The following is a 12,867-nucleotide window of genomic DNA, read 5'->3' as shown; positions in this document are numbered from 1 at the left end:
CGGCGGATCGGTGCGTATCCCCGGGCGGCCATGCCCGTGGGGGCCGGCTGATGTCATTGGACACCGGAGGTCTGCATGCATGCGGTGGCGGCCGGCTGGCACGGCGAGGTGGCGAGGCCCGAGTGGATGTTCGCCCGGGCGCAGCCGCACTCGCGGGCGTCGCGCTCGACCCGGGGGGTCGACGCGCGTCCCGCCGATCGCCAGAATGACGCGGTGCCGCCGCCGCGACCCGCTCCCGGACGCCACCAGGCGACCTCCGCCGAGGCCAGTCACTCGGACCAGCTGATCCGGCTGCTCTACGCCGAGCACGCCGGCCCGTTGCTGATGTTCGTGATGCGGCTGACCGGTGGGGACCGGCAGCGCGCCGAGGACATCGTGCAGGAGACGCTGCTGCGGGCCTGGCGCAACGCGCACCGCCTCGGCGGCCCGGGTCAGGGCTCGTTGCGGCCGTGGCTGGTCACGGTGGCCCGGCGGATCGCCATCGACGAGCACCGCAGTGAGCAGGCCCGCCCGGCGGAGACGTATGACCGGGACCTGACCGCGTTCGCCGAGTCGGACAGCACCGACCGGGTGCTGCGCACGATGACGGTGGCGGACGCGCTGCGTACGCTGAGTCAGTCGCACCGGGAGATCCTGGTGGCCACGTACTTCCGGGGTCGGACCGTGCCCGAGGCGGCGGAGGAGCTGGGTCTTCCGCTCGGCACCGCCAAGTCCCGGGTCTACTACGCGCTGCGCGCGCTGCGCACCGCTCTGCAGGAGAGGGGGGTGACGGAATGAGCCGGACCGACCACATGGACGTCGCCGCGTATGCGCTCGGCGTGCTGGACGCACAGGACGCCGAGCGGTTCGAGGAGCACCTGGCCACCTGCTGGGCGTGTGCCGCGGAGCTGGAGACGATGGTGCCGGTGGTGGGGATGCTCGCCGGCATCGACGGTGAGGCGATGGCCGCGCTGGAGCAGACCCACACGGATCCGGCGCTGCTGGACCGGACGCTTGTGGCGGTGCGGCGGGACCGGCGGCGGACCCGGGTGCGGCAGTTGCTGGCCACCGCGGCGGCGGTGGTGGTGTTCGGCGGTCTGAGCGGCGTCGCGGCCGGTTTCCTCGGCGACGACCCGCCGCCGGTGCCGCAGGCCGCGCCGACGCCGAGCGTGCCCACGGCGGCGCCGTCGCCGGGCCCGACCTCGTCGGGCGAGGGCATCGGCGGTGACAAGGAGTTCGAGGGCGACCCGCACGAGGCGACCGACCCGGGCACCGGGGTGAAGACCACCATGTGGCTGGCGCAGAAGGAGTACGGCACGCAGATCGCCGTGCTGCTCAGCCGGTTGCCGGGGCCACGCACCTGCCGGCTGCTGGTGGTGCGCAAGAACGCCACCAGCGAGGTGGTGGGCACCTGGTCGGTGCCGGGCAGCGGCTACGGCACCAACCAGAACCCGGTCGGGCTGGAGCTGACCGCGTCCACCTCGGCCCCGTTGGCTGACATCGAGAAGGTCCAGGTGCAGTCGGTGGACGTCAACGGGGTGGCCAGCCCGCTGGTGACCGTCGCCGGTCTCTGATCTCCCGCGCCGACGGCGTCGGGCGGCCTGGCCGCCCGGCGCCGTCGCGGCGTGCGCGGACTCTGCCCTCGTGGTGCGGCACGCGCGGCGAGGCGGAACGGTTCAACCGGTCCACTGTGAAATAGACCACCCTTCTCCTTTCAACCTTGACAGCACCAGCGCCCGTACTACCCGGCGAACTGCCAAGAACGAGGAGGGCACGTGGCACACCACATGCGGACGACCGTCATCGTCGCGAGCGCGATGGTCGCACTTACGGCCTGCGCCCCCGCAGGCTACAACGGGGCGAACACGGGCGCGGCGGAGCCGGTCGCCGTCGCCGCGGCCGAGCCCACCGCGGCCGCCGAACCGGAGGCGTCAGCTCCGCCGGAGGCGCCCGCCGCCGACCAGGCGCCCCCGTCGGACGTGAAACTCACCGACGAACTGGTCGGCAAGAAGCTGCCCCGGATGGGCAAGGTCGTCACCGACCAGGACGGCTGGGTGCTGTACCGGTTCGACAAGGACTCGTCGGACCCGGCGCAGTCCAACTGCGTGGACAAGTGCGCCGAGGTCTGGCCGCCGGCGCTGACCGACGGCAACCCGCAGCTCCAGGGCGTCTCCGACGACAAGGTCGGCACGGTCACCCGCCAGGACGGCACCCGCCAGATCACCATCGGCGACTGGCCGGTCTACCGCTACATCGGTGACAAGAAGCCGGGCCAGTGGAAGGGCCAGGGCGTCGGCGGCACCTGGTTCGTCGTCGACCCGAACGGCAAGAAGAACCTGACCTGCCTGCCGACGGGCACCCCGAAGGCGGTCGCCCCGCCCGCGTCGGGTGACTCGGGCAGCTCGGGTGGCGGCTCGGACTACTCGTACTGACCGCACCGGACCCGGGACCGGCCGCCGCCGCCGAGGGCGCGGCCGGTCGCCGCGTGGACCCGGGAGGCGGGGCGTACCGGCATCGCCCCGCCTCCCGGCACGTACTCCGTCGCCCGCTCGCAGCGTGCGGCGGTGTCCGCCGTCACGGCGCACCCGCGTGGCAGAGTGACGGGGTGACCTCGCCCGCCGTCCGCCGGACGCTGCGCCCACCGGCCGGCTACCGGCTCGCCGCCTCGGTGCGGGCGCTGACCTTCAGCCCGTACGACCCGTGCGCGCGGATCGCCGCCGGCAGCTTCTGGTGGGCCGCCCGCACCCCGCACGGCCCGGCCACGCTGGCGCTGCGCCCGGAGGCCGGCGAGCTGGTCGCCGAGGGGTACGGGCCGGGCGCGGCCTGGGTGGTCGACCGCGCCGACCGCGTGGCCGGGCTGTGCGACGACCTGAGCGGATTCGCCCCGCTGGCCGCCGCGCACCCGCTGGTGGCCCGGCTGGCGCAGGCGCACCACGGGCTGCGGATGCCCGCCACCGGGCAGGTCTTTCCCCGACTGCTGCGGGCCGTCTTCGAGCAGAAGGTCACCGGAAAGGAGGCGTACCGGGCGTACGCGGCGACCGTGCGGCACTTCCGCGAGCCGGCGCCGGGCCCGCTGCAACCGCTGCTGCTGCCGCCGGAGCCGGCCGCGGTGGCCGCCACGCCGTACTGGGTGTTCCACCCGTTCGGGGTGGAGCAGCGCCGGGCGGACACGCTACGCCGCGCGGCGGCCGTCGCGGACCGGCTGGAGCGCTGCGCGGACGCGGCCGAGGCCACCCGCCGGCTCACCGCGATCGCCGGGATCGGGCCGTGGACCGCCGCCGAGGTGGTCCGGATCGCGTACGGGGACCCGGACGCGGTGAGCGTCGGCGACTACCACGTGCCGAACACGGTGGCCTGGGCGCTGGCCGGGGAGCCGCGCGGCGACGACGCCCGGATGCTGGCGTTGTTGGAGCCGTTCACCGGCCACCGGGGGCGGGTGTGCGTGCTGCTGGAGGCGGCCGGCATCCAGGCGCCGAAGTACGGGCCGCGCGCCCCGATCCGCTCCTTCGCCCGCTATTGAACGGTTACCGTCCGGCGCAGAGCCGGCGCAGCGTCCGCCCCAGCCACCAGGCGTACGCCCGCTGGAAGACCTGGGTGACCGGGCCGGCGACCCGCACGTACCAGTGCGCCGGCCGGCTGAACGCGGTGACCTCGAACCAGGTTCCCTCGGGACCGCGGGTGACCAGGAACGCCTCTTCGCCGACCTCCGGGTGCCCGGGCAGCGTGCCGTAGCCGAAACCAGCCCGGTCCGGCTCGTCGACCGCCCAGACCACCTCGGTCGGGCCCCAGACCCGCGCCGGCCCGACGCCCAGCCCCGGCGTGACCCGCACCCCGGGGCGGGCGCGCGGGGCGTCGGCGCGCATCACCACGCCGGCGGCGCGGTGCAGCCGCCAGCCGAGCACCGCGTCCGCCGCGGCCGGGAAGCCGCCGTCCGGCAGCCGGACCCGGTGGCGCAGGTGGTGGTAGCCGGCCGGCAGGCCGCCGTCGCGGGTCGCGCCCACCTCGGGGTACGTCAGCTCGGCCACGTCGGCCACCTCCTCGCGCGGGGACACCGCCAGCCTACGACCGCCCCGGCCGGACGAGAACGGCAACCGGTTGGTGGTGCTGGAGCATGTCAGTTGCGGAGGTCGGCCAGGGTGACCGGGGCGTAGCGGCGGAGCAATCGCTCCAGCTCGGCCACGGAGCCCACCTCGCCGATGACGTTCGCGCCGCCGCCGTGCTCGGGCGGGTAGCGGTGCGCCAGCCGGTAGCGGTACCGCCCGCGGACCAGTTCGACGCTGACCCGCCAGCGACCGCAGCACTCGCAGCTCCACTCCGGCACCTCGCGAACCTAGCTCCGACCTGCGCCTTCACCATCCGGTCGCGGGTGACGAAGCGGCCCGGCCCAGGACACGACGCCCAGCGCCGGCGGTGATCCGCCTCACGGCTGTCGGTGGGGTCTGGTTGACTGGTCGCCGTGGACCTGCCGATCAACCCGCCGGTCGAGCCGATGCTGGCCAAGAGCGTGTCCGAGCTGCCCACCGATCCCGGCCTGACCTACGAGCCGAAGTGGGACGGCTTCCGCTGCATCGTCTTCCGCGACGGCGACGAGGTCGAGCTGGCCAGCCGCGGCGGCAAGTCGATGACCCGCTATTTCCCCGAGGTGGTGGAGCAGGCGCGCCGCCAGCTCCCGCGCCGGTGCGCGGTCGACGGTGAGCTGATCGTGATCCGCCGCGACGGCCCGGGCGGGCAGCCGCGGCTCGACTTCGAGCTGCTGGCGCAGCGGATCCACCCGGCCGCCTCCCGGGTGAAGCTGCTGGCCGAGACCACGCCTGCCGACTTCGTCGCGTTCGACCTGCTCGCCCTCGACGACGAGTTGCTCACCGACCGGCCCTATCCGCAGCGCCGGGAGCGGCTGGAGCGGGCCCTGGCCGGGGTCCGGCCGCCGGTGCACGTGACCCAGGTGACCACCGATCCGCAGACGGCCCGGCGCTGGTTCGAGGTGTTCGAGGGCGCTGGCCTGGACGGGCTCATCGTCAAGCCGGCCGACCTGCCCTACGAGCCGGGCAAGCGGCTGATGTTCAAGGTCAAGCACGCCCGCACGGCGGACGCGGTGGTGGCCGGTTTCCGCTGGCACAAGTCCGGCCCGGTGGTCGGCTCGCTGCTGCTCGGCCTCTACGGCGACGACGGGTTGCTGCACCACATCGGCGTCAGCTCCTCGTTCACCATGGCCCGCCGCAAGGAACTGCTCGACGAGTTGGAGCCCTACCGCGACGCCGGGGGCGACCACCCGTGGGTGCACGGCGATCACGAGCGGGGCCAGCGCATCCCGGGCGGGGTGAGCCGGTGGACCGGGGGCAAGAACCTGGAGTGGGAGCCGCTGCGCCCCGAGTTGGTGGTCGAGGTGGCCTACGACGCGATGGAGGGCGACCGGCTGCGGCACACCGCCCGGTTCCTGCGCTGGCGCCCCGACCGCGACCCCCGCTCGTGCGACTACGGCCAGCTCGACCGTCCGGTCCGCTTCGACGTCGACGAGGTGCTGCGCGGCGATCCGGCGGCGACGGTGAGCGACGCCCGCCGCCGGCCGTAGCCTGGCGGCCGACCCGATCATGGAAGGCGCCCACGTGACAGGCTTCCCCGACCGGCCCCGCCGGGTCCGGCCCGTGCTGGCCGCGCTCGTCGCGGCGGTGGTGCTCACCGCCGGCTGCACGCTGCCGGCGTTCGCCCCGCGCGCCGAGAGCGAGGGCGAGGCCGCGCCGCCGGGCACCGCGCCCACCTGGCGGTCCTGCCCTGAGGTGCCCGACGAGTTGGTCGGCCGGGGCGCGGCCGACATGCGCTACGAGTGCGCCCGGATCGCCGTGCCGCGCAACTGGGGCGCCGGGGCGGCCACCGGCGCGACCGCCGGCCCGGGCACCGGAGAGACGTTCGAGATCGCGCTGATCCGGGCCCGGTCCACCCGGCAGCACGACCGGATCGGGTCGCTGGTGGTCAACCCGGGCGGCCCCGGCGCCTCCGGGGTGGACACCGCGGTCTACCTGTCCTTCGGCCCGGCGTTCGGCGGCCTGCCGACGACGATCACCGACCGGTTCGACATCGTCGGCTTCGACCCGCGTGGGGTGGCCCGGTCCAGCCCGGTGAAGTGCATCCCCGACGCCGACCTGGATGCCAGCTTCGGCTACCAACCCGACCCGGAGAGCCAGGCGTCCTTCGACGGCCTCGTCGACCTCAACCGGCGCATCGGCGCGCGGTGCGGCAAGAAGTACGGCGACCAGCTCGTGCTCTACAGCACCGAGCAGGCCGCCCGGGACATGGACGCGGTGCGCGCGGCGGTCGGCGACGAGAAGCTGAGCTACCTCGGCTACTCCTACGGCACGTTGCTCGGCGCCACCTACGCGCAGCTCTATCCCGAGCGGGTGCGGGCGCTGGTGCTCGACGGCGCGGTCGACCCGGGGCAGCAGCTCATCGCCGGCTCGGAGAGCCAGGCCAGGGGCTTCGAACGGGCGTTCGACAACTTCTCCCGGTGGTGTGCGGCGAACGCCGGGCGCTGTCCGATCGCGCCGGACGCGCGCGGGGCGGTCACCGCCGCGATCGACAAGGCCGACGCTGCACCCGTGCGCGGCGCGGACGGCCGGGAGGCCACCGCCGGGTGGGTGTTCTACGCGGTGATCTCCTCGCTCTACACCGAGCAGGGCTGGCAGGAGCTGGCCCGGGCGATCGACGACCTGCAGGGCGGCGACCCGGCGGGCGTGTTCCGGCTCGCCGACGCGTACGCCGGCCGCGAGGACGACGGGCACTACTCCAACCTGTTCGACGCCAACCTGGCGATCAACTGCGCCGACGAGGCCGACCGGCCGACCCGGGAGCAGGTCCGGTCGTTGCAGTCGCGGTGGCGGCAGAAATATCCGCTGTTCGGTCCCGCGCTGGCGGTGGGGATGCTCGGTTGCGTCGAGTGGCCGGGCGGACGGGACCCCTACCCGACCGGGCGGGCGACCGGCGCGCCGCCGATCCTGGTGGTCGGCACCACCGGAGACCCGGCCACACCCTACGAGCAGACCGCCGCGTTGGCCTCGATGCTGGGCGTCGGCCGGGTGCTCACCTGGGAGGGTGAGGGGCACACCGCCTACCCGCAGACCGCGTGCGTGACAAGCGCCGTCGACGCCTACCTGATCTCGGGTACCGTCCCTCGGGAGGGGCTCCGCTGCCCCGCCCGGTGATGCCCGCGGCGGCCGTGCCAGGCTTCCCGCGTGACCGATGTGATCTTCCGGGAGGCCGTCCGGGCCGACCTGCCCGCCGTGCTCGCCCTGCTCGCCGACGACATGCTGGGCCGATCACGTGACCTGCCCGAGGTCGACGCGGCCTACGAGCGGGCGTTCGCCGACCTCGACGCCGACCCGCGCAACCATCTGATCGTCGCCGTCGACGGCGGGGAGACGGTCGGCTGCTTCCAGATCACCTACATCCCCGGTCTGGGCCGGCACGGCGCCGAGCGATCGCTGATCGAGTCCGTGCGGGTCCGCTCCGACCGGCGTGGTCGCGGGCTGGGCCGGGCGATGATGCGGTGGGCGATCGACCAGGCGCGCGAGCGGGGTTGCGCGTTGGTGCAGCTCACCACCGACAAGAGGCGCGCCGACGCGCACCGGTTCTACCGCGACCTGGGCTTCGTGGCCAGCCACGAAGGCATGAAGCTGGCCCTGTAGGCGGGGTACCGGTCCCTCCGGCGGGGAGCGAGCCAGCCCGGCCGGCGGTCCGGGTGGGGCATCCAACGCCGAGGAAGCCCGACGCCCACCGACACGCTGTCCCCGTCGGCGGTGCACCGCACGACGGCCACTGGACGGGAACGGACCCGGTCCCCGCCCGCGGCCTGGGCCAATGTCCGCCCGCGGGTGCCTTTGGAGCTGATGTCACCAGCGACTCACGCCCGGTCGCCCCCGTCACCCCCGTCGCCCTCGTCCCCCGGGCACCCCCGTCGCCCCGATCACCCCCGTCGCCCCCGTCGCCCCCGTCCCCCGGTCACCCCCGTCGCCCCCGTCGCCCCGATCACCCCCGTCGCCCCGGTCGCCCTGGTCGGCGCGGGCGGCGAGCTGGTGCCGCGGCGCGGTGGGCAGACGCTTCGGTCGATGACATCACCAACGACTCAGCTCCAAAGGGAAGCTGAAGGACCCACTGCCGGGCACCCGCCGACGTGGGCGCGGGTCGGCTTCGCACTCACTCGCCGGTCGGACCCGTGACCGGCCGGCATCGTCGTCGCTGGACACCCCTCGGCGGGTCGCGGGGGTGGTCACACCGGCGCCGGCAGCCGCGCGACGAACACGCCCGGTCAACCGGTCAACTGGCCGTCGCGCAGGACAAGCGTCCGGTCGGCCAGCTCGATCAGCGCCGGATCGTGCGTCGCCACCAGGGCGGTCATCCCCCGGGCGTGCACCACGGCACGCAACAGGTCCATGATCGAGCGACCCGTCTCGGAGTCGAGCTGCCCGGTCGGCTCGTCGGCGATGAGCAGGTCCGGCTCGTTCGCCAGCGCCCGGGCCACCGCCACCCGCTGCTGCTGCCCGCCGGACAGCTCGTACGGACGCTGCGCGGCGTGCGCACCCAGCCCGACCAGCTCCAGCAACACCGCCACCCGCTGCTCCCGCTCCGCCGCCGGCACCTTCGCCAGCCGCAGCGGCACCCCCACGTTCTCCGCCGCGGACAGGATCGGCACCAGGCCGAACGTCTGGAAGACGAAACCGACGGTGCCCCGCCGCAGCGCCAGCAGTTCCCGCTCACCGGCCGAGGTCACGTCGTGCCCGGCCACCCGGATCCGCCCGGCGTCCGGCCGGTCCAGGCCGCCGACCAGGTTCAGCAGCGTGGTCTTGCCGGCGCCGGACCGGCCGCGGAGCGCGACCAGCTCACCGCGACCGGCGGTGAACGAGACGTCCCGCACGGCGTGCACGGCGTGCTCCCCCCGGCCGAAGGTGCGGCTCACCCCCTCGACCCGCACCACGTCCTCCACGGACGTCACCGGCAGCACCGCGGCCCGCTCGGTCATCACTCACTCTCCTCGGCGTGCGCCCGCTCGCCGGGACGCACCTCCACGTGGTCGGGTTCCAGATCGAGCCGGACCCGGTCGCGCAGGGACAGCGCCTCCACGAACGGCGCCGGCAACTGCATCCGGCCGGTGCGGTCGAGCACCGCGTACTCCTCGCTGACCAGCTCGGTGCCACCGTCGGCGGTGGCGCGCGCGGTCCGGCGTACCTCGGAGGCGGTCCGGCCGTCGCGGATGGCGACGGTCCGGCGGACCTGGCCGGCCACGGCGTGGTCGTGGGTGACCACCACGATGGTCACGCCCAACTCGGCGTTGATGGTGCGCAGCGCGGCGAAGACCTCCGAACCTGTGGCCTCGTCCAGCTCACCGGTCGGCTCGTCGGCGAAGAGGATCTCCGGGTCGTTGGCCACCGCCACGGCCACCGCGCACCGCTGCTGCTCGCCGCCGCTCATCTGGCCCGGCCGGCGGTCCGCGCAGTGGCCGACCCCGACCAGGTCGAGCAGCCGACGGGCCCGCTCCCGCCGGCCCCGCCGGCCGCCGTGCCGACCGGCCAGCTTCATCGGCAGCTCGACGTTCTCCACCGCGCTCAGGTACGGCAGCAGGTTGCGGCCGGTCTGCTGCCAGATGAACCCGACCATCTCCCGCCGGTAGGCCAGGCGCTTGCGGTTCGACAGGGCGAGCAGGTCGTACTCGGCGACCCGGGCGATCCCGGCGGTCGGGGTGTCCAACCCGGACAGGATGTTGAGCAGGGTGGACTTGCCCGAACCGGAAGCGCCCACGATCGCGACCAGCTCACCGCGGTCGATCACCAGGTCGAGACCCTGCAGGGCGACCACCTCGACGCCCTCGGTCTTGAAGATGCGCACCAGGCCGTCGCAGACGATGTGCCCACGCAGCCGGTCCCGCCCGCCGGCCCGTTCGGCGGCGCGCTCGGCCGCCCGTCGTTGCAGGGCGGCCAGGTCCGGTGCGGCCTCCGCGGTCGCGGTCATCAGCTCTCCTCTCCGAGCCGCAGCACCTCACCGAGGCGCATCCGGCGGTTGTTCACGGCCTCAACGGTGATCGCGAAGCCGAGGGCCAACAGGGCCAGGGCGGACACCCCGGCCACCAGACCGGGTTCGAAACGGGGACGCACGGCCACCCCACCGGTGAACGCGGGCAGGCCGAGCACCGGGGTGAGCAGCAGCGGCAACAGCGCGCCGACCACCGCGCCGGTGAGCACCGACACCAGCACCAGCGGGGTCAGCTCGACCAGCAGCAGACCGCGCCACTGCCGGCGGGACAGGCCCATGGTGCGCAGCCGGGACAGCACCTGCCCGCGGGAGCGGGCCCCGGCGAGCACCGCGAACGCGAGCCCGAGCAGGCCCAGCACCGCGCCGCCGCCGGCACCGAGCGCGAACCCGAACACCAGCAACCCGTTCACACCGCTGCCCCCCAACTCGGCCCGGACCTCGGCCCGGCTGGTGACCTCCGGCGCGCGCGCCTTGTCCGCGGTGTCGACAGTGCCGATCCGCAGGGAGCGACGCTGCCCCTCGACCGCGACCCGATCCACCTCGGCCGGGTCCGCGCCGGGCCCGGCCAGCACGAAGCCGGTCGGGGTGAGCGGGTGCAGCGCGTCGGCGGGCAGCGCCGGCCAGGGCAGCACCACGAACCGGGTGACGGCGCGGTCCACCAACGCGAACCCGTCGACGGTGGCGGCGACCCGCACCGGCAGCCGGTTGCCCTGCACGTCCAGCCAGGCCGGGCGGCGACCCTGCGCGTCGGCGAGCCCGGCCTCGGCCAGCTCCCCGGCGACCGCCGGGGACACCACCGCCGGCAGCGGGGTGCTGCCGTCGCCGCCGGCCAACAACGGGTCGGGCACCGCCACCGGTACGCCCGCGCGGCGGGCCACCTCGGCGAAGCGGGCGGCGTCGACAAGCAACACCCGCAGCTCCCGGACCGGGCTCGGCCGGCCGGCCCGGTCGGCCGTCGGACGCTCGGCCGGCACGGTCAGCAGCGGAGCCACCGCGCGCACCCCGGGCAGCGCGGCCAACTCGGCGGCCGTGTCCGGCGCGAAGCGTTCGCCGGTGACCAGGACGTCACCGGGCACCGCGCGGGCCGCCGCGGTGTCCCGCCCGACCTCGATGCCGGTGGCCACCACCCCGCAGAACGCGGCGGTCGCGACGGCCAGCACCACCACGACCAGCGGCCCGGTGCTGGCCGCCCGGCCGGCACGGGCGGCGCCGAGGAACGCGACGCTGCCGCGCGCCCGCGCCGTGACGCGGCTGAGCAACCGCATCGGCCACGGATAGGCGCGCAACGCCAACAACGCCGCGGCCACCGCCAGCAGCACCGGCACCGACACCAGCAGCGGATCCACCGACCCGGCGGCGAGCCCGCGCCGGCGCAGCAGGAACGCACCGAGCACGGCCACCCCGAGCACCGCCACCTCGACGGTGAGCCGGACGGCCGGCGACCGGCCACCGAGGTCGGACCGGCCGGCGACGCCACGGCCGACAGCGAGCGCCGCCAGCGGCGGAAGCGCGGTGACCAGCAGCGCGGCCAGCAGCACCCACCACGCCGACGCCCCGCTGCCCGGCAGCAGGCCGCCGAGCAGCCAGCCGACCCCGGCCGCGGCCGGCAGCACCAGCGCCGACTCGGCCAAGCCCCGGCGCAGCAGTTCGGCGGTGGAGCCACCGCGCGCCCGGATCAGGTGGAACTCCGCCCGCCGTCGACGCGCGGCCAACCGGGCGGCCAGCAGCGACAGCCCGGCAAGCGTGGCGAGCAGCCCGGCGGCGATGACCGCGAGCAGCGTCAGCGCGGCGGCCAGGGCGTCGGCGAAGCGCCGCAACACGATGTCGACGCCCTGGGTCAACCGGACGGTGGCGGGGCGGACCCGGTCCAGCCCGTCGAGGCCCGCGATCAACGCGTCGAGCCGGCCCGGGTCGAGCCGACCCGGGGCGATCCGGTAGCGCCAGCCGAAACTCACCGGCCAGCCGACCGCGGCGACGGCGTCCACCCCGGCGTCGGCGGTGTAACCGACCGCCACGTACGGCTTGCCGTCGCCCTCCGGCGGGGTGAGCCGCAGCATCGTCGGCAGCCCGTCCCAGACCCCGTCGCGCTCGTCGTTCGGCCGCCACACCCCGACCAACTCGACCGGGCGGGACATCAGTGGCTGCCCGGTCGGGTCGGCCGAGTTCAGCACCGACAGGCTGAACCGGTCGCCGGGGGCGATGCCCAGGCCGGCCGCGACGGTGTCGGCGAGCGCCACCTCCACCGCGCCGGAGGCGGTGACGCCGTGGTCCGGCCACCGCCCGCCGGTCAGGGTGGCCGCCTCCCGCAGGCCGCCGCCGGTACGCAGAACCAGGTCGATCAGCCCCTTGCCGCTGGACAGCGTCGGTCCGCGCAGCCGGCCCGGCGTGGTGTCCGCGACGTACCAGCGCGGTCCGATCGCCTCCCGCACGGCGCCGGGCATCCGGTCCTCGATCGTGTCGAGCTGGCTCGCCTGGCTGGCGACGACCGGTTGCCGGGCCGGCGAGAACGTGGTCGGCGCCGTGTCGTACCTGAGGTCACGCAGGGCCGCCGGCTGATTCGTGACGTACTCGCGCAACCCCTGCGCGGTGAGCCGGTCGGCGATCCGCGGCACCCCGGTGATCAGCAGGACGGTCACCACGGTCAGGACGGCCAGCAGCAGGAACTGCCCCCCGTACGCCCGGACCCGGCCGGCGGCCCCTGGCAGACTCATCGGTGCTGACCTTCCGTTCGCGACTGCGGGGCTCCGCTGCGCTGCACTCCTCGCGCTCACCGGACCCACCTTCCGTTCGCGACTGCGGGGCTCCGCTGCGCTGCACTCCTCGCGCTCACCGGACCCACCTTCCGTTCGCGACTGCGGGGCTCCGCTGCGCTGG

Annotated in this window: 12 protein-coding genes; 7 read left to right on the top strand and 5 right to left on the bottom strand. The window is 75.1% G+C overall.

Going from position 1 to position 12,867, the window contains the following annotated elements; genetic code table 11:
* Nucleotides 1–75: 75 nt before the first annotated feature.
* The 4 genes from AB0H28_RS25210 to AB0H28_RS25195 all read left to right on the top strand — a co-directional run bounded on the left by AB0H28_RS25210 (nt 76) and on the right by AB0H28_RS25195 (nt 3,499).
* Complete coding sequence (locus tag AB0H28_RS25210) at nt 76–777, top strand: sigma-70 family RNA polymerase sigma factor (RefSeq protein ID WP_358044888.1); 702 nt, start codon at nt 76–78, stop codon at nt 775–777.
* Complete coding sequence (locus tag AB0H28_RS25205; protein ID WP_358044886.1) at nt 774–1,553, top strand: zf-HC2 domain-containing protein; 780 nt, start codon at nt 774–776, stop codon at nt 1,551–1,553. Before AB0H28_RS25210 ends, AB0H28_RS25205 begins: the two co-directional genes overlap by 4 nt.
* Before the next feature lie 201 nt (nt 1,554–1,754).
* Nucleotides 1,755–2,411, top strand: a complete 657-nt coding sequence (locus tag AB0H28_RS25200; protein WP_358044883.1) for a hypothetical protein — start codon at nt 1,755–1,757, stop codon at nt 2,409–2,411.
* Nucleotides 2,412–2,584: 173 nt separating this feature from the next.
* Nucleotides 2,585–3,499, top strand: a complete 915-nt coding sequence (locus AB0H28_RS25195) for a DNA-3-methyladenine glycosylase 2 family protein (protein ID WP_358044880.1) — start codon at nt 2,585–2,587, stop codon at nt 3,497–3,499.
* A gap of 4 nt (nt 3,500–3,503) precedes the next feature.
* On the opposite strand, the gene AB0H28_RS25190 is transcribed toward AB0H28_RS25195, so the two are convergent.
* Together AB0H28_RS25190 and AB0H28_RS25185 are read right to left on the bottom strand one after the other, a co-directional pair.
* Nucleotides 3,504–4,031 (bottom strand): DUF1990 domain-containing protein, encoded by a 528-nt coding sequence (locus tag AB0H28_RS25190; protein ID WP_358044877.1) that lies wholly within the window; start codon nt 4,029–4,031, stop codon nt 3,504–3,506.
* Nucleotides 4,032–4,093: 62 nt separating this feature from the next.
* Nucleotides 4,094–4,300 carry a hypothetical protein gene (locus AB0H28_RS25185; RefSeq protein ID WP_358044874.1) on the bottom strand — a complete coding sequence of 69 codons (207 nt, stop codon included), beginning with the start codon at nt 4,298–4,300 and terminating at the stop codon, nt 4,094–4,096.
* Between the two features lie 135 nt (nt 4,301–4,435).
* Here AB0H28_RS25185 and AB0H28_RS25180 point away from each other — a divergent pair, with 135 nt between their 5' ends.
* From AB0H28_RS25180 to AB0H28_RS25170, 3 genes are read left to right on the top strand one after another with little or no spacing between them, the layout of a single operon-like run.
* Nucleotides 4,436–5,548 carry an ATP-dependent DNA ligase gene (locus AB0H28_RS25180; protein WP_358044871.1) on the top strand — a complete coding sequence of 371 codons (1,113 nt, stop codon included), beginning with the start codon at nt 4,436–4,438 and terminating at the stop codon, nt 5,546–5,548.
* 34 nt (nt 5,549–5,582) lie between these two features.
* Complete coding sequence (locus AB0H28_RS25175; RefSeq protein ID WP_358044868.1) at nt 5,583–7,172, top strand: alpha/beta hydrolase; 1,590 nt, start codon at nt 5,583–5,585, stop codon at nt 7,170–7,172.
* A gap of 30 nt (nt 7,173–7,202) precedes the next feature.
* On the top strand, nt 7,203–7,655 hold the full coding sequence (locus tag AB0H28_RS25170; protein ID WP_358044865.1) for a GNAT family N-acetyltransferase: 453 nt from the start codon (nt 7,203–7,205) through the stop codon (nt 7,653–7,655).
* Nucleotides 7,656–8,275: 620 nt separating this feature from the next.
* On the opposite strand, the gene AB0H28_RS25165 is transcribed toward AB0H28_RS25170, so the two are convergent.
* From AB0H28_RS25165 to AB0H28_RS25155, 3 genes are read right to left on the bottom strand one after another with little or no spacing between them, the layout of a single operon-like run.
* Nucleotides 8,276–8,986, bottom strand: a complete 711-nt coding sequence (locus tag AB0H28_RS25165) for an ABC transporter ATP-binding protein (protein ID WP_358044862.1) — start codon at nt 8,984–8,986, stop codon at nt 8,276–8,278.
* Nucleotides 8,986–9,972 (bottom strand): ABC transporter ATP-binding protein, encoded by a 987-nt coding sequence (locus AB0H28_RS25160; RefSeq protein ID WP_358044859.1) that lies wholly within the window; start codon nt 9,970–9,972, stop codon nt 8,986–8,988. Before AB0H28_RS25160 ends, AB0H28_RS25165 begins: the two co-directional genes overlap by 1 nt.
* Entirely contained in the window at nt 9,972–12,704 is a 2,733-nt protein-coding gene (locus tag AB0H28_RS25155) for an FtsX-like permease family protein (RefSeq protein ID WP_358044856.1), read from the bottom strand. The genes AB0H28_RS25160 and AB0H28_RS25155 overlap by 1 nt, the downstream gene beginning before the upstream one ends.
* Nucleotides 12,705–12,867 lie beyond the last annotated feature (163 nt).

This window comes from Micromonospora sp. NPDC050980, assembly GCF_040653835.1.
Taxonomy (GTDB): domain Bacteria; phylum Actinomycetota; class Actinomycetes; order Mycobacteriales; family Micromonosporaceae; genus Micromonospora.
This window is presented reverse-complemented; position numbering and strand designations above follow the sequence as displayed.